The sequence below is a fragment of the Nonlabens antarcticus genome, assembly GCF_015356755.1.
GTDB classification, from domain to species: Bacteria; Bacteroidota; Bacteroidia; order Flavobacteriales; family Flavobacteriaceae; genus Nonlabens; species Nonlabens antarcticus.
Genome location: NZ_JADFCO010000056.1, coordinates 40,652 through 64,195 on the forward strand (window position 1 = coordinate 40,652; position 23,544 = coordinate 64,195).

The window sequence follows — 23,544 nt, forward strand, 5'->3', positions numbered from 1 at the left end:
TGCACGTTGGGCTCATTTTAAAAACAGAAAGATTGAAAAACGAAATACTTTACAAAGCTCTGCAGGAACGCATCCTAGTCTTGGACGGCGCTATGGGTACCATGTTACAACGGCATAAATTTTCAGAAGAAGATTTTCGAGGAACCCGTTTTGCAGACTATGCCTCTGACGTAAAAGGGAACAATGATCTCTTATCCATTACCCAGCCAGCGGCAATTGCAGACGTCCACGCCCAGTATTTTGCTGCAGGAGCAGATATTGTGGAAACCAATACCTTCAGCGGTACGACTATCGCCATGGCAGATTACGACATGGAATTCCTGGTCGATGAACTCAATTATGAAAGCGCCAGAATCGCCCGCAAAGTTGCAGATGAGTTCACAGAACGGGAACCGCACAAACCTAGATTTGTCGCCGGCGCCATAGGGCCCACCAACAAAACCGCTAGTATGTCGCCAGATGTCAATGATCCGGGATTCCGGGCCATCACTTTTGAGGAACTGCGTAAAGCCTATAAACAACAAGCCGCTGGATTAGTCAAGGGTGGTGTCGATATATTACTGGTGGAAACCGTTTTTGATACCCTCAATGCCAAAGCCGCGCTTTTTGCCATTGAAGAATTGAAAGAAGAACTAAATCTGGATATCCCGGTGATGGTCAGTGGTACGATAACAGACGCTTCTGGTAGAACATTGAGCGGACAAACGGCGGAGGCTTTTATGATTTCCATCGAGCATATTGAACTGCTTTCAATTGGCTTCAACTGTGCACTAGGTGCTAAGCAATTAACCCCTTACCTAGAAACCGTTTCTGGGAAATCGGTTTATGGGATTAGTGCCTATCCTAATGCGGGATTGCCTAATGCCTTTGGAGAATATGATGAAACGCCAGAACAAATGGCTTCACAAATCAGGGAATATTTGGAAAAATCCTTGGTAAATATAATAGGTGGTTGTTGTGGCACGACACCGGAACATATCGCCGCCATTGCCGTCATTGCAGCAGAATTTAAACCGCGACGCATTCCCTTCCTACAAAAATTAGTCAATGGATAATATAGAATTTAGACCCCTCAAACTTAGCGGACTTGAACCGCTGGTGATTACTCCAGAAAGCAATTTTGTCAATGTCGGTGAGCGTACGAACGTTGCAGGTTCTAAGAAATTCCTGCGCCTTATAAAAGACGAGAAGTTTGACGAGGCGCTGGATGTGGCTCGAGATCAGGTAGATAATGGAGCCCAAATCATAGACATCAACTTTGACGATGGGATGATCGATGGTAAGGCCGCAATGGTCAGGTTTCTCAACCTGATTGCCGCAGAGCCTGATATTTCAAGAGTTCCCATAATGATCGATAGTTCTAAATGGGAAATTATTGAAGCCGGACTGCAGGTCGTGCAGGGAAAGTGTGTGGTGAATTCCATCAGCCTAAAAGAAGGTGAAGAAGAATTCATTAAACATGCGCGAGCTATAAAGCGTTACGGCGCCGCCGTTATTGTAATGGCATTTGATGAAACGGGTCAAGCAGATAATTTTGACCGCAGGGTAGAGATTTCAAAACGCAGCTATGATATTCTGGTGAATCAGGTAAAGTTTGCTCCAGAAGATATCATTTTTGACTTAAATATTTTTCCCGTTGCTACGGGAATGGATGAGCATAAACTGAATGCCCTGGATTTTATCGAGGGAACTAAATGGGTAAAAGCAAACCTTCCCCACGCCAGCGTTAGCGGTGGTGTCAGTAATGTAAGCTTTAGTTTTAGGGGAAACGATAAAGTGCGTGAGGCGATGCACAGTGCCTTCTTGTACCACGCGATTAAGGCGGGAATGAATATAGGAATCGTGAACCCAGCTATGCTGGAGGTTTATGATGATATCGATAAGAATTTACTGGATCATGTGGAAGATGTTCTTCTGAATAGACGCGAGGATGCCACAGAGCGATTGCTTGATTATGCCGAATCTGTTACGCAAACGACCCGCACCAGTACTATTGATAACAGTTGGAGAGAACTGCCATTGCAGGATCGCATCACCCGGGCACTGGTAAAAGGTATCGATGCATTTATTATAGAAGATGTGGAGGAAGCCCGACTCGCTGCTGCTCAACCCATTGAAGTTATCGAGGGAAACCTGATGACAGGAATGAATGTAGTGGGTGACCTTTTCGGGAGTGGGAAGATGTTCTTGCCCCAAGTTGTAAAAAGCGCTCGGGTCATGAAAAAAGCAGTTGCTTATTTGTTGCCGTTTATTGAGGAAGAGAAGGAAAAACTCAGACTCCATGCCCCTAAATCCCCAAAGGGGACTTTCTCGTCTTGGCGTACCGCCAATCCCGGTGCGTACCGCACATTACTTGACCGAACTAAAAATAGCCGGGCAAACCCAACTCCCGCTGAGGCAAAAATGTGGGATTTGCTCAGTAACAAGAAATTAGATGGATACAAATTCCGTCGCGAGCATATCATAGGAATGTATATCGCAGACTTTGTTTGTTTACGAGAGAATTTCATCATTGAAATAGATGGTGGTTATCACGACGATCCAGGACAAAAAGAAAAAGATCAAAATAGAACTGAATGGCTAGAAGAACATGGCTTCAGGGTCGTAAGATTCAAAAATTCAGAGGTTTTAAATGATCATCAAAACGTTCTTGACAAAGTCAAGAACGAGATGAAAAAAGTCCCCTCTGGGGATTTAGGGGCTCAGAGTGTGAAGATTTTGATGGCCACCGTAAAAGGTGACGTCCATGACATCGGGAAAAATATTGTTTCTGTGGTTCTCGCTTGTAATAATTATGAGATCATTGATCTGGGCGTGATGGTGCCGCCAGAGAAAATCCTGGATGCTGCAATTGAACACAATGTGGATATCATAGGCCTTAGCGGACTCATAACTCCATCGCTTGACGAGATGGTGTATGTGGCTAAGGAGATGAAACGCCGCAATTTTGTGGTGCCGTTGATGATAGGTGGCGCCACGACTTCCCGCGCACATACCGCTGTCAAGATCGCTCCAGAATATGACGGCACGATTGTCCATGTCAACGACGCAAGCCGTGCCGTGACCATCGCGGGAGAGTTATCTGGTGATAAGGATGATGACTATTTCGCTTTCGCGAAAGCGAAAAAGGAAGAGTACGCAAAACTGCGGGACGAGTTTCTAGGCAGGCAACGGAAGAAGGATTATCTGACGATAGAAAAAGCCAGAGAACACAAATGGAAGATCGATTGGGCTAATTATGAAGCGGTAAAGCCCAAAAAGTTAGGAGTGCATCAGCTGGAAAATATCGACTTAAAAGAGATCTCAGCATTTATAGACTGGTCGCCATTCTTCCGCAGTTGGGATTTGCATGGACGCTATCCAGATATTTTGACGGATGAAGTAGTGGGCATCCAGGCGACAGAGTTGTTTGCTGATGCTCAGGAAATGTTAGGTCAGATTATCGATGAGAAATGGTTGGATGCAAGAGCCGTTTACGGACTGTTTCCAGCAAACACACTCAATGACGATGATATCGCAGTAAAGGGAACCGATAGGAGTTTCACGTTTAGAACCTTGCGCCAGCAATCAAAAAAAGCAGCGGGAAAACCACAAATTGCCCTCGCAGATTTTGTGGCACCACAGGATTCTGGGAAGCAGGATTATATAGGGGCTTTTTGCGTGAGCACCGGTTTTGGGGTGGAAGAACGAGCAGCAGAGTTTCGCGAAAAGTTAGATGATTACAATTCGATCATGTTGAAAGCTCTAGCAGATCGACTGGCAGAAGCATTAGCAGAATACCTGCATTTAAGAATCCGTAAGGAATTTTGGGGTTATGCGAGTGACGAGCAATTGGAAAATAATGACTTAATAAAGGAAGTTTATAAAGGAATACGGCCGGCACCGGGCTATCCAGCTTGTCCAGATCATTTAGAAAAAGAAACGATCTGGGAATTGCTGCAGGTTGAAAAGCGCATCGACGTAAAGCTTACGGAAAGCCTTGCCATGTGGCCAGCAGCTAGTGTCTCTGGATATTACATAGGACATCCAGAATCGCGCTATTTTGGATTAGGAAAGATCAAGGAAGATCAGGTAAAGGACTATGCAAAACGTAAAGGAATTCCTCTTGCTAAGGCAGAAAGATGGCTCAGCCCAAACATCGCAGACTAACTTATTTAGCATTCAATGAAAATTACTGATCACATAAAAAATGCCAGCTCCACGCTTTTCAGCTTTGAGATGATACCGCCGGTAAAAGGAAAGTCGATACAAGAACTGTATGATAACATCGATCCATTGATGGAATTTAAACCGCCGTTTGTGGATGTGACGACTTCTAGAGAAGAGTTTCTTTACCTTAAAAAAGCAGGTGGTTTACTGGAAAAAAGGTTGACCAGAATGCGGCCGGGAACTTTGGGAATTTGTGCATCCATTCAAAACAGATATCAGGTCGATACAGTACCGCACCTGTTGTGTGGTGGATTTACCCAGCAGGAAACAGAATATTTACTAGTAGATTGTCAATATCTCGAAATCGATAATGTTATGGCATTGCGAGGTGATGCTAGAACAGAGGAAAAGAGGTTTGAATGTACGGATGGTGGACATAATTATGCCATTGACTTAGTCAGACAAATAAGTGAGATGAATAGAGGGAATTACTTACATGAAGTCATTGAAATTTCTTGTAATGTAGATTTTTGCATAGGCGTGGCAGGATATCCAGAAAAGCACGATGAATCGCCCAGCATGAAAACGGACCTAAAACGATTAAAGGATAAGGTCGATGCTGGAGCAGATTATGTGGTTACCCAAATGTTTTTTGACAATCAAAAATATTTTGAATTTGTACGACTGGCTCGGGAAATGGGGATTACCGTTCCCATTATTCCTGGAATTAAACCTGTTGCGATCAAACAGCACCTTCAATTATTGCCACAAACGTTCCATTTAGATATTCCAGAAGATTTAGTTGACGCTGTGGAAAACTGTGCATCTAATAAAGACGTACGTCAGGTAGGTGTGGAGTTTTGTATTGAGCAGTGCCGTGAGTTACTGGCACATAATGTTCCTGTATTGCATTTTTATAGTATGGGAAAAAGCGACAACATTTACGACATTGCCAAAGCCATTTTTTAATGTAGTTTCGCTTTAATGACTTATCGTTTTTTATTAGCTGTGATTTTTTTCGCTTTCGCGAAAGCGATGACCGCACAATCCACAGAAGAAATACCCCATATTGCAACACTGGATGTATCCTATATGTATGGTACCATCTTGCAACACAACCCAGATATTTCCCATCTGATCACTGATCATCCCACTGGGATTTTACTGAGTTATAACCGGAAGACTTTTGGAGAAGAAGAATGGGAATCCAGATACGGTTTTCCCGATTATGGTTTCAGCGCGGCCTATCAGGACATGAAAAATTATCATCTGGGCGAGGCATACAGCGCCTATGCGCATTATAACTTTTATTTTTTTAATAGAAATCTGCAATTTAGAGTTGGGCAAGGACTGGCTTACATGACAAAGCCTTTTGACGCGGTAACAAATCCTGAAAACAATGCATATGGCACAACTATTACTAGTTCCACATATCTTGTTGCAAATTACCGACGAGAAAATATTATTGAAGGATTAGGTTTTCACGCCGGTGCCACGATCATGCATTATTCTAATGCAAATGTCAGAGCCCCCAACAATTCTACTAATACCTGGTTTTTTAATGCTGGGATCAATTATACGTTGAATCGGGAGGAAATTCCGGAGTTTAGAATATGGGAAAAGAAAGCCTATTCTGAGCCTATCAGTTTAAATGCTGTTGCCAGGTTAGGTTTCAATGAAAGTGATTATCGTGGCAGTGGTCAGTATCCGTTTTATGACTTTTCTGTGTATGCAGATAAGCGTATCAATGTAAAGAGCAGCATACATGCTGGTGTAGAATTGTTTGTAGCGGAGTTTCTACGAGAATACCGGGATTATCAAGCTAATAGTTTCCCAGAAAGCGGGTTGACTGGCGATGAAGACCACAAACGAGCTGGAATTTTTATAGGCCATGAACTGCATTTAGGGAAGACCAGCGTTTTGTCGCAATTTGGTTATTACGTGTACCAGCCTATTGAGTTTGAATCTAAATTTTATAATCGTTTAGGACTACAGAGACGATTGACAGACAACATTTTTGCCAGCGTCACTGTAAAAGCACACGGCGCCAAAGCGGAAGGTGTAAGTCTAGGAGTAGGTTACAGGTTTGATAAAGTATTTACCCCCAAAACTGAATTATGAGAAATCTATTAGTTAAAAGTTCAGAATTAGGAGTTATGGTCGTTGGAAAAATTGAATCAATATTGTTTAAAGTGAGAGGTTTGCGCGCTGCTATTTGTGATTTGAAATTTGTGATTTCATATTTAGGTAATTGTTTTAAGAAGTTTGTGGTTCCATCTTTAGCCTTATTCCTACTAACCATGGCAACAAGCTGTGATTCAGAAAATGGACTCAACTGTACGCAGGCGGCTGGTGATATTCAAAGTTATGAGGTTGATGTGGATACTTTTGATAAGGTCATTATTTTTCAACGCATGGGAGCAACTTTTAAGCAAGGCCCAATACAAAAGGTTGTAGTAAAAACGGGAGAAAATTTGTTTAATGATATAGATGTAAAGGTCATCGATGGTCAATTACAAATTGTGAATAATAATGGGTGTAATCTAGTGCGCGATTATGGAATCACGCAGATTGAGATAACCTCGCCTAATATTACCGAGATTAGAACAAGTACTGGTGAAGATTTGAAAAGTGATGGTGTACTTAGTTATCCCAGTTTGACATTGCTCTCTGAGGACACAGCGCTAGAAGACGAATTCAATACGGATGGCGATTTTAGACTTGAACTAGATGTGCAGAATCTCAAAATTGTTTCCAATAACCTGAGTTATTTCTATTTGAGCGGTACCGTTGAAAATACAGACATAACATTTCTAGATGGTGATGGTAGGATTTATGCAGAAAACTTAGAAGTTCAAAACGCACAGATTTTCCACCGCGGCACTTCAGAATGGCGTATGGACGTAAAACAAAGCATCGCCGGAACCATTAATGGTTACGGCGATGTGATATTAAATAATCAGCCTACAACTGTTGATGTCCAGGAAACCTGGCGCGGGCGATTGATTTATTTAAATAACTAGAGAATAGTTATAGGTAATTCTGCTCTGTAAGTACCCCAACCCATTTTAAGGTGAACTACCTTATCATTATTAGGAGAATAAAGAGCCATACTTAAGTTTTCAAGGTTCTCAGTATCGGTCATTACTGGGATTGTAGTAGTGACTACATCCATTTCATCTTTATGAGAATAATGTCCCCAGGCGTCAATTTCACTGTTGATATGAACAGTCCACTCTTTTTCAGTTGGAACGACAACCATAGAATAACGACCCGCCTTAATTTCCTTACCACCTATCATGGCGTCTTTCATTAACGTGATTTCTGTATTTTCATTAGCTCCTATTCTCCATTTCTCACCGTATTTTTGGATTCCAGAACCTTTGACATCAGATGTCGTGAAAACTGCACGGTCGTTAAGACTAGGTCTGCTGTAAAGAACTTTGATTTGTGGTTGTTGAGCCATTTTCTGCTCATCCGTTTTTGCAAAAGCGCGCTTAGCGGCTTGTGCAGGGTAGTATGCTGCGTCCATGGGACTCTTGTCCATTTGGTCAAAATCCTGTGCGGTTGCACTGAATGTAAAAGCCATTGCTGCTGCAGCTAAAAGTATGTTTTTCATAATATTATTTAAAGTTAATTGTTACAATGATACGTTGTATTGAGAATCAGGATGTTAATTCCGTTTTAAAAAGCATCAAACCACTGCTGGGAGCAATGTGAGAAAGATGAATTTTATTAGAACCATCAAGCGTTTTCTCAAATTCTTCCAAATTCATTTTACCCATTCCTAGATCAAAAAGAGATCCCATCATAAGTCGTACTTGGTGTCGTTTAAAACCTTTTCCGCTTACGCGAAAGCAAAAACTTTCTTCAGGAAAGAAGTTAGCTGTGAATAAACTATTCACTTCTATATAAGAAGATTCAACCACGCTCGTCGTATTGGTCGTGTCCGAAGGTTTGTAGGTATAGGACCAGAAATCCTTTTCTCCTTCAAACATTTGAGCAGCTTTTTTCATAAGCTCGATATCAAGCTCTGTCTTCATGTACACCATCAAGGGCGCACAAAAAGGATGGAACTTCTCACCGTGGGAAAACATATAAACGTATTCCTTGAGTTTAGGAGCCTGAATGATGTTGAGATCAGCCGTGGTAGTTTCAATACCTAAAGCTCTAATGTCACTGGGAAGATTGAGGTTGAAGTCTTCTAGAAATATGCTGAGGTCTTTAATAGGTGCATCGTCCAGAAACAACTCGATCAAGGTTTCATTTACAGAAACCTTGGCATCTGTTCGTCCAGCAGCAAGAATCTTAAAGTTGGAATGATCAAAAACAAATCGCAACGTGCGTTGCACCATGCGTTCCACCGTGGGAAGATCCGGTTGTTTTTGCCAGCCGTGGAATCTGAAACCTAAATACTGGAGCTTGATGAGGTAATAATGTCGTTGAGGTTTGAACATATTGCAAAGATGTGGAATCTAGAGATAGAATTACAGAGATATATCAGTCCTATTTGAGTGACTTGAAGGCTTCTTTTAAATTCTTGGCAGTTATCTTTATAGCACTCGTCATTATCAAATCTAATTTATCAATTATGAAAAGAGTTGCAGTATTACTATCGCTACTAACTTTATTAGTTTCCTGTCAAGAGAAAAAAGAGATTGATATTGCTTTTTTAACTGAAAGATTCAACGAAAAAATGGATTCGGTTGAAGTAATTCAGTATGACGTTAGAAATGTAATAGATTTTGCTTCTGGTGATAAATCAGACAACCAAGGTTTTGCGGTAATAAACCGTGATCAAAATGATTCGTTATTTGGCTTTTCGTTTTATGGAATTCGTAAGGATATAAATATGTCTGCCATTTACAAGGATGGGAATGCATTTCATATTAAAAACAATGAAAATAGCTATGAGCAGGAAGAAGGTCGAATTCAGTTTTTGGGACGACCTGGTGGACAAATGATCTTTGAAGATTATTTTGAGCTAAGTACCGTTTATGAAGATGTTACTGTGATGGAAACGGAAGATAATTATGTAATTAACTATGATTTTGAAGATGATCTAGAAAAGCAGATTACGGAAAAAAGTAAAATAATAGAATTAGACAAGAGAACATTTCTACCTCAAAAAATAACAACAACCTTAAAAGGTGAAATAGGTCAAAAACAAATAATTGTCTTTGAATTCTCAAATTATAAAACTAATGATGAAGTGATCAAAAGTGTTTCTGATTACCTGCAAGAATTGAATGAAATGGTGCTCGTTGTAGATGATCCAGTATTACCTAACAAACTTTTAAATAAACCTTTACCTGAAATCTCCTTGAAAAACTTATTGGATGAAAACGATTATGTAACGTTATCAGCTGATAAAGTAATTTTAATTGATTTTTGGGAAGTCTGGTGTGGTCCCTGCATCGCCTCGTTCCCTAAAGTTGAAATGCTTAAAAATAAGTTTGAATCGGATGTAAAAATTTTCGGGATTGTTTCAGATGATATAGATGGGGCTGTCGAACTAGTGAACAATAAAGAAGCCACTTTCTTAAATTTAATAGGCGACGATAAACTGAAGCAGGACTTTAGCGTTAACAGCTGGCCTAGATACTTTCTTGTAGATAGACAAGGAATCATACTCCATGAATACCATGGTTTTTCTGATCAAATTGAAAAAGATATTGAAGAACTGATAAAGTCTACCTAGCAAATCTACTCCCCAGTCAACTCCTGAAACATCGCTTCAAGATTCTTATTCCTTTTATTCAGGGACAAAATCTTCAATTTATTATCGTGTGCAAAGTCAAATACGCCAGCGCGTTGATCAACTTTTGTTTCAAACCTTAGTCTGTAATTGAAGCCGTGTAGTTCTTTTACCTCGCGCACGAGTGGGATACGTTGCAATAATTCAGGTTCCACGCGATAATCAAATTCTACATCGATGACTTGAATCTCGTCACTTTTAAGGTTTTTCAGGTAATCGTCTGCTACTATCTGGCCTTTATTGATAATGATGACACGGTCACACATGGCCTCTACTTCCTGCATGATGTGTGTGGAAAGTAGAATGGTGGTGTTTTTAGCAACCTCGCGTATTAAACTGCGAATTTCTACGAGCTGGTTAGGATCCAGACCGGTTGTAGGTTCGTCTAAAATTAGGACCTTCGGTTGGTGAAGCAATGCATTTGCAAGACCTACACGTTGTTTAAATCCTTTGGAAAGTTCTTGTATTTTTTTGTTTTTATGGGATTCAAGACCGGTCTCGATGATAACTTCCTCTATGCGATCTTGCGCATTTTTAATTTTATAAATACTGGCACTAAATCCTAAATATTCCTTTACATACATATCTGGATATAGCGGATTATTTTCTGGCAAGTACCCTACAGAACTTTGAACAGCTCTAGCTTCTGTTTTTACATCGTGTCCATTTACCGTTGCACTGCCTTCATTAGCATTTAAATAAGTGGTTAAAATTCTCATCATGGTGGATTTTCCCGCACCATTTGGCCCCAAAAAGCCCACAATGTCGCCGGTTTTTATAGAAAACGAGATATTATCAAGCGCCTTTTGGCTGCCGTATATTTTTGTGATGTTAGATACTTCTATGGACATAATGTAAATATAGGAATTGTGATGAATTCGCTTTCGCGAAAGCGAACTATTCCCAGATAACAATAATATGATCAGTTTTTTATTTAAATATCATTTTTTTGTAATGACTTTTCCTCAAAGTATTATACTTTAGCCGCTTGTTATGAATACAAATACTTATTTCTGGTCTGGATATTACTTCTATTTTATAGAAGAGCGGACTCTATTGAAATAGGTTAATACTTATATATCACAATAAAGTCCTGAATATTTCAGGACTTTTTTTATTCCATAAAATGAAAATTGCAATACAAGGCGTTAGAGGCTCGTACCACCACCAGGTGGCGCACCGACTGTATGGAGAAGTTGGGTTGCTGGAATGTAATTCCTTTGACCAGTTGAGTCTTGCCGTTGCAAACGGCGATGTGGATAAGGGCGTGATGGCGCTGGGAAATTCAATCGCGGGCAGTATTTTGAATAATTATGCGCTGATTAGAAAAGACAGCCTGCACATTACCGCAGAATATTACCTGGCTATTAAGCATCAATTGATGGCTTTAAAAGGCCAAAAACTGGAAGATATCCTTGAGGTACACTCCCACCCAATGGCGCTGCTGCAATGCAAATCCTATTTCAGGGATTATCCAGAAATCAAACTGGTAGAAACCGATGACACCGCCGCATCTGCTTTGCGTATTTCTCGCGATAACAAGAGAGGAGTTGCGGCAATAGCATCTAGCAAAGCGGCACAAATTTATGATTTAGAAATTATCGCTACTGATATTCAAGAAGTTGAAAATAATGTCACTCGTTTTGTTGTTGTTGAAAGAAATCAACAAAACACAGAGCATGCTAATAAAGCGACCATCAATTTTGTAAGCAGCCATGAAGCCGGTGCACTTGCAAGAATTCTGACAATAATAAGTGCACAACGCATCAATCTTTCCAAAATCCTATCGATTCCAATTATAGAAAAACCTTTTCTCTACTCCTTTGTGGCTGATTTAGAATTTGATGATTTAGATCAATGGAGTGCTGCAAAACAACAAATACAACCTTACATCATGGAACTTAATGTTCTAGGATTATATAAACGCGCTACATTATGATAGAAACAGCTAACCGTCTAAAGAGCGTTCCCGAATACTATTTTGCCACGAAGCTGCGAGAAGTCCGCAACTTGACACAACAAGGAAAGCCTATAATAAATGCGGGAATAGGCAGTCCAGATTTATTGCCTCCAGATCATGTAGTTCCAGCACTTATCGCTGCACTTCAGGATCCACAAGCTCATGCTTACCAAAGTTATATGGGACTGCCTGAATTGCGACAAAGTATGACTGAATTTTATAATTCACATTACAGGGTAACTTTGGACCCTGAAACTGAAATAATCCCGCTAATGGGAAGTAAAGAAGGCATTTTACATATCTCGTTAGCTTTCTTGAATGCAGGTGATCATGTTCTGATTCCAGATCCTGGATACCCTGCTTATGCAAGCGCAACCTTACTTTGTGAGGCACATCCTGTTGCTTATAATTTAACTGCAGCAAATGAGTGGATGCCTGATTTTGAAGCCCTAGAGAAGTCAGATTTATCTAAAGTAAAGTTAATGTGGACAAATTACCCCAATATGCCTACCGGTGCCCCAGCAAGTATGGAGCTTTTTGAAAAACTGGTATCTTTTGCAAAAAGGCACAACATTTTATTGATTAATGATAACCCCTATAGTTGTTTGGGAAATAAAGAAAAACTAAGTATTCACCAGGTGGAAGGCTCTCGTGATTGTGTTATGGAATTAAACTCTATAAGTAAAACATTCAATATGGCTGGGTGGCGTGTGGGAATGTTAACTGGAAACGCCAGTGTTTTGAAAGAAGTTCTCAAAGTGAAGACTAACATGGATAGTGGGATGTTTTATGGCGTTCAAAAAGGTGCGATTGCTGCGCTGAAAACGCCAGAGAGTTGGCTTTTAAATCAAGATAAAACCTATGAGAATCGCAGGAAACTGATCAAGCAAGTAGCAACTGCATTAGGTTTAAAACCGCACAACCAATTGGGAGGACTATTTGTATGGTGCAAAATCCCGGATATCGATGTGGATGATAAAACGTTCGTAGATCAACTACTTCATAAACACCACATATTTATTGCGCCGGGAAGTGTTTTTGGGAAAAACGGAAAGGGATATGTAAGGTTTTCTCTATGTGTCAAAGAAGATGATTTAGCAACAATGTTAGATAGGGTTTCTAAAGAAGCTGCGGTATGAAAAACATATATCTCATAGGAACAGGGTTGATAGGAGGATCGATGTTGCTGGATCTTAAGGAACGTTTTAAAGGGTCTCGATTTTACGGGATTGACCAGAATGATGAACATTGCAATAAAGCTTTAGAGAACGGAATTATAGATGAAATAGCTTTGCTGCAAGATGTTAAAAATGCTGACTTAATCTTTATTTCTACTCCTGTTGATGCGACTTTAACTATTTTACCGCGAGTCCTTGATTTAATAAGGAATCATGCTTTAGTGATTGACGTAGGTTCTACTAAAGAAGCGATCTGCGACTGCGTTTCAGAGCATAAGAACAGACGCCAATTTCTAGCGGCACATCCTATTGCAGGTACTGAGTTTTCTGGTCCGGATGCAGCGATTAAAAATCTTTTTCAGCATAAAACAATGATTGTTTGCGAGGTGGAAAAGACGGCATTTATTTTACAGGAAAGCGCAAGAGAAATTTTTGACTTTTTAGGAATGCGGGTGCGGTACATGACACCGGCAGCGCACGATAGACATATTGCATACGTATCACATCTTTCACATATTTCCAGCTTTATGCTAGGCAAAACAGTAATCCAAGAGGAAGAGAATGAACGCGATATTTTTGATTTAGCGGGAAGTGGTTTTGAAAGCACGGTGCGACTTGCTAAAAGTTCGCCAGCGATGTGGGCGCCCATTTTTGCACAAAATAAGAAGCATGTTCTGGACAGCCTTGATGGCTATATTTTGAATTTAACCCGCTTTCGCGAAAGCGTAAAAAATGACGATCATAAAGCCATATTTGAAGATATGGAACAAACAAATAAGATTAAAACGATATTAAAAGGTATAGAAAATGGAAAATAAAAAAGAATTTAGAAATTGGTTGGACGCCCATAAACTCGAGCATCCTTTAGTAATAGCAGGACCATGTAGCGCAGAAACTGAAGAGCAGGTATTGCGTATTGCGCAAGAATTGAAAGATAGTGATACCACCTATTTGCGAGCGGGAATCTGGAAACCTAGAACACGTCCGGGAAATTTTGAAGGCGTGGGAGCGATAGGTTTAAAATGGTTACAAAAAGCAAAACAGGAAACAGGATTGCTAACCGCAACTGAGGTCGCAAACAAGGCACACGTTGACCTAGCGCTAGAACACGATATCGATTTGTTGTGGATAGGAGCGCGATCTACCGTAAGTCCATTTATCGTGCAAGAAATTGCAGATGCACTAAAAGGAACTGATAAAGTGGTTTTAGTAAAAAATCCTGTGAATCCAGATCTTGCCTTGTGGATAGGTGCCGTTGAGAGACTTCATACCGCGGATATTAAAAATTTAGGGGTTATCCATAGAGGTTTTTCCACCTATGATAAGTCAAAATATCGCAATAACCCAGAATGGCAGATTGCTGTAGACTTCCAAACAAAATATCCAGATATTCCACTTATTTGTGATCCATCGCATATTACAGGAAAGCGTGATATGATTCTAGAAGTTTCACAAACCGCACTGGACTTAAATTATGATGGACTAATGATTGAAACCCATTATGATCCAGACAATGCATGGAGTGATGCAGCACAACAAGTTACTCCAGAGGCATTAATGCAGATTTTTCTAGACCTACGTATCAGAAAAGAGCACGATGACGAGGCCGGATTCCAGTCTAAATTAAGCCAGTTGCGCGCACAAATTGATATTATAGATAATTCTATTATTGAAACGATGGGCAAACGCATGAGAGCTGCCGACTCCATAGGAGCCTTAAAGAAAACCAGAAATGTTGCCGTATTACAATCCAAACGATGGAATGAGATATTAGGAAAAATGATTCTAGAGGGTGAGCAGTATAATTTGAGCGAGGAGTTTATTTTGAGAGTGTTTAAAGCAATTCACCAGGAATCCATTAACCATCAGGAGAAGATTGTGAATGGGTAAAGTTTTGACAATCGACCGCTGCGCTTAATTACGACTAACGACCGACCAAAAAGGGCTTTGTGTTTTACCGTGTTGTATGCTTAATTCAAGTCGGTAATTTAAATAATTATCCTGCTTTAGGCCACGCAACGTTTTAAGATGTAAGCAGATAACTAGATCTTTAATGTCAGTTCGAGCGCAGTCGAGAACAGTTGTGTAGAGCTAAATTGAATGAATTGTTTTTGCGCACACGAGTTCAATTCTAGATTCAGCTTTCAACAATTTCTAACAATCCCAAATACCTTAATTTTGTTTTATGGAAAACACCACAACTACATAAATGACTGGAATTGTTTACAGATCTACCGGAAGTTGGTACGAAGTCAAGGGAATTGATAATGCTTTTTACTCTTGTAGAATTAAGGGGAAATTTCGCCTGAGCGGTATAAAGAGTACAAATCCAGTTGCTGTGGGCGATAAGGTGGATTTTGAAATTGAGAAGAAAGGTGATGAGGAGATAGGAATTATTAATGTGATTCACGAGCGCGAGAATTACATCGTGCGTAAATCTGTTAATCTCTCTAAGCAAACCCATATTATTGCGGCTAATGTAGATCAGGTTTTTTTGCTCATAACGCTTAACAACCCGCCTACATTTACCTCGTTTATTGATAGGGTTTTAGTGACTGCAGAGGCTTATCATATTCCCGCAGTTTTGGTTTTTAATAAAATCGACACCTACAATGACGATCAGGATCAGGTGAGTATTGATCCTGAAACTGGCGAGGAACTATTGACCATGACAGAGCTGGATCAAGTGCGTTACTTAATGAGTCTTTATAAATCCATAGGTTATGAATGCATGGCCATAAGTGCTGAAACCGGGAGGAATGTTGATAAGGTTAAGGAAAAGATGTTGGGCAAAACGATCATGTTTGCCGGTCATAGCGGTGCTGGCAAAAGCACGCTGGCAAATGCGGTACAACCAGGACTTGATTTAAAGACAAAAAAGATTTCAGATCAGCACAGTCAAGGGCAGCACACCACCACGTTTGCGCAGATGTTTGATTTGGATTTTGGAGCTCGATTGATAGACACGCCAGGAATCAAGGGGTTTGGTGTGGTGGATATGGAGAAAGAAGAAATAGGTGGTTATTTCCCTGAAATTGCAGAATTTCAACAAGATTGTAAATTTCATAATTGCCTTCATCTAGAAGAGCCTAAATGTGCCGTTAAAATGGCCGTTGAGAATGAAAAAATATTTTTGAGTCGTTATGAGAGTTACGTTCAAATTGTCAAAGGTGACGAGGACAACTACCGTCAGGATAAACATGCCGTGACATGAGAGCAGTCATCCAGCGGGTATTAAGTGCCAGTGTTGCAGTAGACGGGAAAATAAATGGTGCGATTGAAGGTGGCCTTCTCGTATTGCTAGGAATAACACATGACGATACACAGGCTGACATTGATCATTTAGTCCGTAAAATATGTGGGCTTCGCATTTTTCCAGATGCAGGGGGAACCATGAATTTAAGTGTAGAAGATGTTGATGGTGACATTTTAGTCATCTCGCAATTCACACTTTATGCACAAACTAAAAAAGGTAACCGGCCCAGTTATATGGACGCTGCAAGACCAGAAGTTGCAGAGCCGTTATATGAGGCTTTTGTGAGTTCGCTGTCAAGGAGCTTTGCAACGCAGAAGTTTATGCAGAGCGGAGTCGAAGCACGAAAGCGACATAAACAAATCCAGACAGGAATTTTTGGTGCAGATATGCAAGTGAGCCTTATTAATGATGGACCTGTGACGATAATTTTAGATAGTAAAAGTTGATTAAAACTATGCGTCAAATAATTTGTTTTCAATTTTTCATTGAAAAACTTGTTTACTTTACTTTACTTTCTTTATGCCTCACTAAAATCAATTTATTATGAAGAGAGTTTTATTATTAGGCTGTTTGGGCATTGGTATGATGAGTTTTGCAGTCAATGAAAACATTCAAACCTTAGAGGGAGATGTTGATTGTTTTGCTAAAGCGAATGCGGCAGTGAAATCGACAGAGGAACATTCTTATTTTCTTCATCCAATTTATTTTGATGCAATATGGGATGATGTATTTTATAATTGTAGTGCTGCAAATAGTCAGCTATTAAATCCAGTTACAGTAACAATTTCAGAAAATTAAAGATAAAAATAAGTCTATGAGATTGATTACTACATTTTCTCTAATGTTATTCTGCTGGTTGAGCTATGGGCAGCTTGAAGTTCAATATTCTGTCAATTTTCAATTATCAAAAAAAGATAAATCTGATAGCGCAGAATCTATTAAAATGAGAAAAGAATTCATTGACCCCTCAGTAGATATGCTTAATAGCAGTGTTGGGGTGCTGAACGTTTGTAACAATCAATCTTATTTCTCAATAATTCCTAATCAAAGCGCTTCCATAGAGAATAAACCACTTGCTAAAGCTATGATCGACACAAGTAATTGGTTAACCACAAAAAATGAATCTGGACTTATTGATAGAAGATACAAAAGAATAATAATAGCTGATTACAATAAAAATGAGTGGAAGATAGAAAGTGAGCCTAAAATAATAGCGGGTTATACCTGCTTTAAAGCAACCAAATTTCTCAAATTTCATTCTGATCCTAAACTTAACAGAGAGTTAGAAGTATGGTTTACTCCAGATGTTCCAATTGACTCTGGTTTCATGGACGCTAACAACTTACCAGGTTTAGTACTTTACTATAATAATCAACAATGGGAATTTGTAGCACAGTCAGTCAAACAAATAAAAGATTGTGATATTACTATTCCTAAATTAGATAGGATTTCATTTACCGCTTCTAACTTAGAAGCAAGTAAAAGAATGGAGAAAAGAAGAAATAGAGCAAAAAATTAATACTAGTTGACAAGGATAAACTTTAGATTTCTAATAACTATACCAGCATTATTGCTGGTATTTTTTTGTTGTGGTCAAAAAATCGTGAAACAATCAGGTGTAATCAATTCTAATGAAGGCGAAGTGTTAGCCACCGCAACAATCATTGCCAAAGCAATAGACGCGAAAGATTTTAAATTTACAAGTGCAGACCTGGATGGTAAGTACCAGTTGCAGCTTATAACGTCCATGGATTATGAAGTTACCATAAGGTCATTAGGATATGTGACCTTAAGTGATACGGTCAATTTTTCAAAGGACAGCATCAAAAATTACATATTAGAAAAAAGTAAAGAGTCTTTAGATAGCATCCTAGTTAAAGCTCGTGCGCCAGTTCTTCAAAAAGGTGATACTACAGCTTATCGCGTGGAATATTTCTTAACTGGAAATGAACGCAAAGCAAGAGATATTCTTGAAAAGATCCCTGGTATTGAAGTTGACGGTCGCGGCAATGTTCAAGTCAATGGTAAAGATGTGACTACTTTAATGGTAGATGGGAAAATTTTCTTTTCTGGCGACGAAAAGTTGGGTGTAAATAATATCCCCAGTGATGTCATCGATGAGATTGAGATCATCCAGAATTATGATCCTATTCCGTTTATGAAAAATTTGCGGGATAGCGAGCAAATTGCTCTAAATATTAAACTGAAAGAAGACAAGCAAAATTTCTTCTTTGGCGAGATAGGCGCTGGTGGTGGTTACGAAAACATTTATACCGCACATGCGAATTTATTTTACTATTCAAAAAAGCTGGGTGTCAATTTTATATCAGGAGCAAGTAATGACGGCCAGCGTATTTTTACCTTACAGGATTATATTGATTTTGAGGGTGGATCTTCATTGTTATTGACAGATGCCAAGGCTTATTTTGCGTTGCAAAATTCAAGTTTTGGTAATTACTTGAATAGGGATGACTTTATTGAAAATAGGAATATCGTAGGTGCGTTTAATGCAGTCAGTGAGATCACCCCACGCTCTACCTTAAGTGCTTATTCCGTATGGTTGGACGATAGATCCCGTTTTAATTCCACATCAAACCGATTTTATCCGCAGCAAGAACTTGAAGAAAATCTAGAGACAAATAGTGGCGTTGATGCCTTATTGGGATTGACCAAACTTAAATGGCAGTACCGCAAAACTCTAAAAAACTATTGGGACTTTACAGGATTGCTGCGTACCGCATTTTCTGACTCAAATGATGAGCTGTCATCCGTTACTACAAATCGGGATAATAGATTTACTAATCGTACCAGTGATCTGGTTGATTATTCCTTAGAGTTCAATGCAATCCACAACGCCCAATGGTCAGAAAAATCATATATAACATGGGAGACAAAACTTAAAACCAGCAATAATGACGATTCGTCCATTTATAACTTTAACCAGCCGGTTTTTTCTGAAATTCTAAACTTTACTGGAGATCCCAACGATTTACTAGTGGATCAAAATCGGGATTCTGAAAATGTGACCATTGCTTCTACCCTTGATTATTTCTGGAATTATGGTCGCAGGAGTCAACTTAACCCTAGGATCAACATAGAGCATAATAGTGATAATTATCAAACACTGGATCAGGAATTACTAAGATCTGGAAGAGGAATTTCATTTAAAGATGATGGTTTTAATAACGATCTAAAATACAGGCTCACCACATATGGTGCTGGATTAGATCATACCTTTAAGAATGAGGTTCATAATCTTACTTTCGGTTTTATGGTTAATCAATACGACTACACATCCCGTAATTTTGAAAATCCAACAATAAGTACTAAGACCTTAAAATTTCTTCCGGCAATCGATTACAGTTTATCATTATTGGGTACTCAGAAAATTAGTTTAGACTATAACACTTCTGTTTCTCTGCCTAACAGTGTTGCATTAGCTAATAGATTTAGGTTAACAGGTTATAATAGTATTTTTAGAGGAAATCCTAATCTTGATGAAAAATATATACACAATGCAAGATTGTATTACAGTACAGGAGCACGCAGTCTAGGATATTTATTCAATGGATCAATAAGTTTAAATTCCAGTAATGGAGCGATAAGAGCTTCAAGGGAATTTGAGGATATTGACCAGATAACAACCTATATATTTTTGAGAGAACCTAATAGCAATTTAGGTTTCAATGCATCCTATTTGCATCTGGAGCGCAACTGGCGATTTGGTCTAAATCCCAATTATAGGATTTCTTCCAGTAGCGATGTAATCAACAATGAGATTGTTGATTTAAAAGTAGTAGGTTATGGTTATCGCATTAGTGCCATTTCATCCTATAAAAATCTTTTGAACGTCAACGCATCTTTTCGACAGCAGTTTAATAACTATGATGGTTTTAATAACAATAGATTTACGAACACGAGTCTGGCCATTAATTTGAGCCATGATATATCTGATAACTGGATCTTGAGTTCAGATTTCTCACAGACCTATTTTAAAAACAATACAACTGGTGATAGTCGGCAATTTGGACTATTGGACATCTCTGGAGAATACAAACCATCGGGTAGTTCTTGGATTTTTAATATGAACCTCAGGAATATTTTTGATGTAGATTCTCGCAGCGATTCAAGTGTTTCAGATTTTATCATAAGCCAGAAAAACACATTTATCCTGCCATTTAGAGCCTCGTTGGGAATAAGTTATACGCTGTAGTTTTACCTGTTTTATCGTTTTCGCTAAAGCGAAAATAATTATCTTGACTTATGTCTAGTTGGGCAAGCTATTCAGTCAATGTGATCGATTTTCTTATGATTGACATAACTTTGTAGAATAGGAAAACAACTGACTAATGAGCATCAAACAATCCCAAGAACAAGTCGATATCTGGATCAAAAACCACGGTGTCCGTTATTTCAACGAATTAACTAATATGGCGCAACTTACCGAGGAGGTAGGTGAGGTTGCTCGCATTATCGCGCGTCGTTATGGAGAGCAAAGTGAAAAGGAAAGCGATAAGAATAAAGATCTGGGAGAAGAACTAGCAGATGTCATGTTTGTGGTCTTGTGTCTCGCAAATCAAACGGGAACCGATTTAGAAGCAGCTTTTAATAAAAAGCTAGATCTGAAAACGGAAAGAGATCACGACCGTCATCATAATAATGACAAGCTCAAATAACCGTAATGAAATTAAGATTAAAAGCACCTAGTAACCCTACAGTTGATGTCATTAAAATTAAAATCACTGGTTCTAAAAGCGAGAGCAACAGGCTGCTGATCCTGCAGCAACAATTTTTTAATCTTAAAATCAATAACCTATCAAATAGTGATGATACGGTTCATCTTCAACATGCTTTAGAAAGTAATGAGGACGTTCTAGATATAGGTCATGCGGGAACTGCCATGCGCTTTTTAACAGCCTACCTCGCAAATCAACCCGATAGAAACGTGACTTTAACCGGTAGCAACCGCATGAAGGAGCGACCCATAAGTATATTAGTGGATGCATTGCGACACTTAGGAGCGCAAATTGAATATACAGGCAAAGAAGGTTACCCGCCGTTGCGCATTACTGGTAAAAAGCTGGAAGGCGGAGAGGTAACGATGGATGCTGCGGTTTCCAGTCAATATTTGAGTGCGTTATTATTGATAGGAAGCCAATTGACGAATGGATTGCAATTGAACATTTCTGGAAAACTGACCTCGCGCCCTTACCTAGAAATGACCACCAGTTTGTTAACGGATATAGGTTTGGACGTTCTTTTTGAAGAAACTTCTATTAAAATTAAGCCGCAAAAACAAATTGAAGATCAGGAAATCACGGTAGAATCTGACTGGAGTAGTGCAGGCTACTGGTACAGTTGGGTGGCCTTACAAGAACAAGGATATTCCATGGAATTAACTTCCTACAAAAAAATTAGTATTCAAGGCGATTCTGGGTTGGCTAGAATTTACGAGAATCTAGGGGTTGAAACTGTATATGGGAAAGGCTCAATTACACTAATTAAAAAGAAGGGTTTTAAGCAACCCACAAATTTAGAATTCGACTTAACAGAGCAACCGGACCAGGCGCAAACGATTTTTGCAACCTGTATAGGATTAGGCATAGATTTGCAGTTGACGGGCTTGCATACCTTACGAATAAAAGAAACAGACCGGATTGAAGCAATGGAGGTTGAGGGATCACGCTTTCGCGAAAGCGAGATTGTCTCCACAAATAATAGTATTTCCATTCAATTTAAAGAGGATGGAATATTCAATCGGAAAGTTGCAATCAATACGTATAATGATCACCGCATGGCGCTGGCATTTGCACCATTATGCATGAAAACCAACTTGATTATCAACGATGCAGATGTGGTCACAAAAAGTTATGGAGATTATTATAACGATTTAAAAGCTGTAAAGGTCGATATAACAGAAATTTAAGTGTCATTTTACTTGACAACGCCTATTGCAGGATCGTATATTTGCAAATTATAACTAAACCTATTTATGAAGTTATCACAATTTGGGTATAAGCTCCCAGAAGAGCTTATAGCAAAGCATCCTGTCGAGAATAGAGACGAATCACGCCTAATGGTACTGCACAAGAAAACGGGCGAGATCGAGCATAAGATGTTTAAAGATATCATGGACTATTTCAATGAGAAAGATGTCTTTGTGATGAATGATACAAAGGTTTTTCCTGCACGCCTCTATGGTAACAAGGAAAAAACAGGCGCGCGTATCGAGGTATTTCTTTTAAGAGAATTGAATCCTACTACAAAATTGTGGGACGTTCTTGTAGATCCTGCAAGAAAAATAAGGATTGGAAATAAACTTTACTTCGGTGAGGATGAAAGTCTAGTTGCTGAGGTTATCGATAATACTACTTCAAGAGGGCGTACACTTCGTTTCTTATATGATGGAACCTATGAGGAATTCCGCAAAAAATTGAGAGACTTGGGTGAAACTCCGCTTCCTAAAGAACTGGAACGTGAGGTTGAGCCAGAAGATGAGGAGCGTTATCAGACCATCTATGCAAAAAATGAAGGAGCAGTTGCTGCACCAGTTGCAGGACTTCACTTCTCTAAGCATTTGTTGAAGCGCATGGAAATTAAAGGTATCGTGATGACTAGCGTTACCATGCATATAGGACTGGGCACTTTTTCACCAGTTGAGGTAGAAGATCTTTCCAAACATAAAATGGATAGCGAACAAGCTTTTATCACACAAGAAACTTGTGACATCGTTAATGATGCCATTGATAAAAGACGTAACATTTGTGCCGTGGGAACCACTACTATGAGATCGCTAGAAAGCGCCGTTAGTAGCAATGGTCATTTGAACACTTATGAAGGGTGGACTAATAAATTCATTTTCCCAGAATATGATTTCTCCATTGCAAATAGTATGATCACAAATTTCCATCATCCTAAATCTACTTTGATGATGCAAGCAGCAGCTTTTGCAGGATATGACTTTCTGAAAAAAGCTTATGATGTAGCTATGAAAGAAAAATACCGATTCAGCACTTATGGCGATGCCATGTTGATCATCGATTAATTAGGTTGTTAGAACTTATTTAAATAGATAAAAGCCCTTAACTTATTAAAAGTTAAGGGCTTTTTCAATGCTTGTTGTGTCCCGTTCTGAAATAGCGATACACAAAAACCTTAGTGTAATGGAAACACCTATAAACAGGGGTTACGTGAAGCGTACCCAAAAAGACTACTCGCTTTCTTTCAAGCTTCAAGTGGTCGA

General features: G+C 39.2%; 21 protein-coding genes. 18 read left to right on the forward strand and 3 right to left on the reverse strand.

Features of this window, described 5'->3' with window-relative positions:
* Positions 1-32 precede the first annotated feature (32 nt).
* From IQ282_RS00660 to IQ282_RS00680, 5 genes are read left to right on the forward strand one after another with little or no spacing between them, the layout of a single operon-like run.
* A complete protein-coding gene (locus IQ282_RS00660; RefSeq protein WP_228547171.1) occupies positions 33-1,055 on the forward strand; it encodes a homocysteine S-methyltransferase family protein in 1,023 nt (340 codons plus the stop codon).
* Entirely contained in the window at positions 1,048-4,149 is a 3,102-nt protein-coding gene (locus tag IQ282_RS00665; protein ID WP_194850017.1) for a vitamin B12 dependent-methionine synthase activation domain-containing protein, read from the forward strand. The genes IQ282_RS00660 and IQ282_RS00665 overlap by 8 nt, the downstream gene beginning before the upstream one ends.
* A 15-nt stretch (positions 4,150-4,164) precedes the next feature.
* A complete protein-coding gene (gene metF, locus IQ282_RS00670; RefSeq protein WP_194850018.1) occupies positions 4,165-5,118 on the forward strand; it encodes a methylenetetrahydrofolate reductase [NAD(P)H] in 954 nt (317 codons plus the stop codon).
* 15 nt (positions 5,119-5,133) lie between these two features.
* Positions 5,134-6,270: an acyloxyacyl hydrolase gene (locus IQ282_RS00675; RefSeq protein ID WP_194850019.1), complete on the forward strand. Its 1,137-nt coding sequence runs from the start codon at positions 5,134-5,136 to the stop codon at positions 6,268-6,270.
* Positions 6,267-7,172 carry a head GIN domain-containing protein gene (locus IQ282_RS00680; protein WP_228547172.1) on the forward strand — a complete coding sequence of 302 codons (906 nt, stop codon included), beginning with the start codon at positions 6,267-6,269 and terminating at the stop codon, positions 7,170-7,172. The genes IQ282_RS00675 and IQ282_RS00680 overlap by 4 nt, the downstream gene beginning before the upstream one ends.
* On the opposite strand, the gene IQ282_RS00685 is transcribed toward IQ282_RS00680, so the two are convergent.
* Entirely contained in the window at positions 7,169-7,768 is a 600-nt protein-coding gene (locus IQ282_RS00685; RefSeq protein ID WP_194850020.1) for a DUF2911 domain-containing protein, read from the reverse strand. The two genes, IQ282_RS00680 and IQ282_RS00685, sit on opposite strands and share 4 nt — an antisense overlap.
* A gap of 46 nt (positions 7,769-7,814) precedes the next feature.
* Positions 7,815-8,606 carry a tRNA pseudouridine synthase A gene (locus tag IQ282_RS00690; RefSeq protein ID WP_194850021.1) on the reverse strand — a complete coding sequence of 264 codons (792 nt, stop codon included), beginning with the start codon at positions 8,604-8,606 and terminating at the stop codon, positions 7,815-7,817.
* Between the two features lie 134 nt (positions 8,607-8,740).
* Here IQ282_RS00690 and IQ282_RS00695 point away from each other — a divergent pair, with 134 nt between their 5' ends.
* The gene (locus IQ282_RS00695; protein ID WP_194850022.1) at positions 8,741-9,850 is read left to right on the forward strand and encodes a TlpA family protein disulfide reductase; all 1,110 of its coding nucleotides are present in this window, start codon (positions 8,741-8,743) and stop codon (positions 9,848-9,850) included.
* A 5-nt stretch (positions 9,851-9,855) separates the two neighbouring features.
* Here the strand turns inward: IQ282_RS00695 and gldA are convergent, their stop codons facing one another.
* On the reverse strand, positions 9,856-10,758 hold the full coding sequence (gene gldA / locus IQ282_RS00700; RefSeq protein WP_194850023.1) for a gliding motility-associated ABC transporter ATP-binding subunit GldA: 903 nt from the start codon (positions 10,756-10,758) through the stop codon (positions 9,856-9,858).
* Positions 10,759-11,033: 275 nt separating this feature from the next.
* Between gldA and IQ282_RS00705 the strand changes: the two genes are divergently transcribed.
* From IQ282_RS00705 to queA, 12 genes are all read left to right on the forward strand, one after another.
* Positions 11,034-11,846 (forward strand): prephenate dehydratase, encoded by an 813-nt coding sequence (locus IQ282_RS00705; RefSeq protein ID WP_194850024.1) that lies wholly within the window; start codon positions 11,034-11,036, stop codon positions 11,844-11,846.
* The gene (locus tag IQ282_RS00710) at positions 11,843-13,006 is read left to right on the forward strand and encodes a pyridoxal phosphate-dependent aminotransferase (protein WP_194850025.1); all 1,164 of its coding nucleotides are present in this window, start codon (positions 11,843-11,845) and stop codon (positions 13,004-13,006) included. Before IQ282_RS00705 ends, IQ282_RS00710 begins: the two co-directional genes overlap by 4 nt.
* The gene (locus IQ282_RS00715) at positions 13,003-13,863 is read left to right on the forward strand and encodes a prephenate dehydrogenase (protein ID WP_194850026.1); all 861 of its coding nucleotides are present in this window, start codon (positions 13,003-13,005) and stop codon (positions 13,861-13,863) included. The genes IQ282_RS00710 and IQ282_RS00715 overlap by 4 nt, the downstream gene beginning before the upstream one ends.
* Entirely contained in the window at positions 13,853-14,935 is a 1,083-nt protein-coding gene (locus tag IQ282_RS00720; protein WP_194850027.1) for a bifunctional 3-deoxy-7-phosphoheptulonate synthase/chorismate mutase type II, read from the forward strand. The genes IQ282_RS00715 and IQ282_RS00720 overlap by 11 nt, the downstream gene beginning before the upstream one ends.
* Before the next feature lie 319 nt (positions 14,936-15,254).
* Positions 15,255-16,259, forward strand: coding sequence for a ribosome small subunit-dependent GTPase A (gene rsgA, locus IQ282_RS00725; RefSeq protein ID WP_194850028.1), 1,005 nt, complete (start codon positions 15,255-15,257; stop codon positions 16,257-16,259).
* Positions 16,256-16,747, forward strand: a complete 492-nt coding sequence (gene dtd / locus IQ282_RS00730; protein WP_194850029.1) for a D-aminoacyl-tRNA deacylase — start codon at positions 16,256-16,258, stop codon at positions 16,745-16,747. Before rsgA ends, dtd begins: the two co-directional genes overlap by 4 nt.
* A 97-nt stretch (positions 16,748-16,844) precedes the next feature.
* Positions 16,845-17,099: a hypothetical protein gene (locus IQ282_RS00735; protein WP_194850030.1), complete on the forward strand. Its 255-nt coding sequence runs from the start codon at positions 16,845-16,847 to the stop codon at positions 17,097-17,099.
* A 16-nt stretch (positions 17,100-17,115) separates the two neighbouring features.
* The gene (locus IQ282_RS00740) at positions 17,116-17,820 is read left to right on the forward strand and encodes a GLPGLI family protein (RefSeq protein WP_194850031.1); all 705 of its coding nucleotides are present in this window, start codon (positions 17,116-17,118) and stop codon (positions 17,818-17,820) included.
* An 84-nt stretch (positions 17,821-17,904) separates the two neighbouring features.
* Positions 17,905-20,514 carry a carboxypeptidase-like regulatory domain-containing protein gene (locus IQ282_RS00745; protein ID WP_194850032.1) on the forward strand — a complete coding sequence of 870 codons (2,610 nt, stop codon included), beginning with the start codon at positions 17,905-17,907 and terminating at the stop codon, positions 20,512-20,514.
* A 136-nt stretch (positions 20,515-20,650) separates the two neighbouring features.
* Positions 20,651-20,977: a nucleotide pyrophosphohydrolase gene (locus tag IQ282_RS00750; protein ID WP_194850033.1), complete on the forward strand. Its 327-nt coding sequence runs from the start codon at positions 20,651-20,653 to the stop codon at positions 20,975-20,977.
* 5 nt (positions 20,978-20,982) lie between these two features.
* Positions 20,983-22,227 (forward strand): 3-phosphoshikimate 1-carboxyvinyltransferase, encoded by a 1,245-nt coding sequence (locus IQ282_RS00755; protein ID WP_194850034.1) that lies wholly within the window; start codon positions 20,983-20,985, stop codon positions 22,225-22,227.
* Positions 22,228-22,293: 66 nt separating this feature from the next.
* Positions 22,294-23,346, forward strand: coding sequence for a tRNA preQ1(34) S-adenosylmethionine ribosyltransferase-isomerase QueA (gene queA, locus IQ282_RS00760; protein ID WP_194850035.1), 1,053 nt, complete (start codon positions 22,294-22,296; stop codon positions 23,344-23,346).
* Positions 23,347-23,544 lie beyond the last annotated feature (198 nt).

Bases quoted from the DNA above. Each gene is read 5' to 3' on its own strand.
- IQ282_RS00665 (WP_194850017.1), top strand. From the start codon at position 1,048: ATGGATAATATAGAATTTAGACCCCTCAAACTTAGCGGACTTGAACCG.
- metF (WP_194850018.1), top strand. From the start codon at position 4,165: ATGAAAATTACTGATCACATAAAAAATGCCAGCTCCACGCTTTTCAGC.
- IQ282_RS00675 (WP_194850019.1), top strand. From the start codon at position 5,134: ATGACTTATCGTTTTTTATTAGCTGTGATTTTTTTCGCTTTCGCGAAA.
- IQ282_RS00680 (WP_228547172.1), top strand. From the start codon at position 6,267: ATGAGAAATCTATTAGTTAAAAGTTCAGAATTAGGAGTTATGGTCGTT.
- IQ282_RS00685 (WP_194850020.1), bottom strand. From the start codon at position 7,768: ATGAAAAACATACTTTTAGCTGCAGCAGCAATGGCTTTTACATTCAGT.
- IQ282_RS00690 (WP_194850021.1), bottom strand. From the start codon at position 8,606: ATGTTCAAACCTCAACGACATTATTACCTCATCAAGCTCCAGTATTTA.
- IQ282_RS00695 (WP_194850022.1), top strand. From the start codon at position 8,741: ATGAAAAGAGTTGCAGTATTACTATCGCTACTAACTTTATTAGTTTCC.
- gldA (WP_194850023.1), bottom strand. From the start codon at position 10,758: ATGTCCATAGAAGTATCTAACATCACAAAAATATACGGCAGCCAAAAG.
- IQ282_RS00705 (WP_194850024.1), top strand. From the start codon at position 11,034: ATGAAAATTGCAATACAAGGCGTTAGAGGCTCGTACCACCACCAGGTG.
- IQ282_RS00710 (WP_194850025.1), top strand. From the start codon at position 11,843: ATGATAGAAACAGCTAACCGTCTAAAGAGCGTTCCCGAATACTATTTT.
- IQ282_RS00715 (WP_194850026.1), top strand. From the start codon at position 13,003: ATGAAAAACATATATCTCATAGGAACAGGGTTGATAGGAGGATCGATG.
- IQ282_RS00720 (WP_194850027.1), top strand. From the start codon at position 13,853: ATGGAAAATAAAAAAGAATTTAGAAATTGGTTGGACGCCCATAAACTC.
- rsgA (WP_194850028.1), top strand. From the start codon at position 15,255: ATGACTGGAATTGTTTACAGATCTACCGGAAGTTGGTACGAAGTCAAG.
- dtd (WP_194850029.1), top strand. From the start codon at position 16,256: ATGAGAGCAGTCATCCAGCGGGTATTAAGTGCCAGTGTTGCAGTAGAC.
- IQ282_RS00735 (WP_194850030.1), top strand. From the start codon at position 16,845: ATGAAGAGAGTTTTATTATTAGGCTGTTTGGGCATTGGTATGATGAGT.
- IQ282_RS00740 (WP_194850031.1), top strand. From the start codon at position 17,116: ATGAGATTGATTACTACATTTTCTCTAATGTTATTCTGCTGGTTGAGC.
- IQ282_RS00750 (WP_194850033.1), top strand. From the start codon at position 20,651: ATGAGCATCAAACAATCCCAAGAACAAGTCGATATCTGGATCAAAAAC.
- IQ282_RS00755 (WP_194850034.1), top strand. From the start codon at position 20,983: ATGAAATTAAGATTAAAAGCACCTAGTAACCCTACAGTTGATGTCATT.
- queA (WP_194850035.1), top strand. From the start codon at position 22,294: ATGAAGTTATCACAATTTGGGTATAAGCTCCCAGAAGAGCTTATAGCA.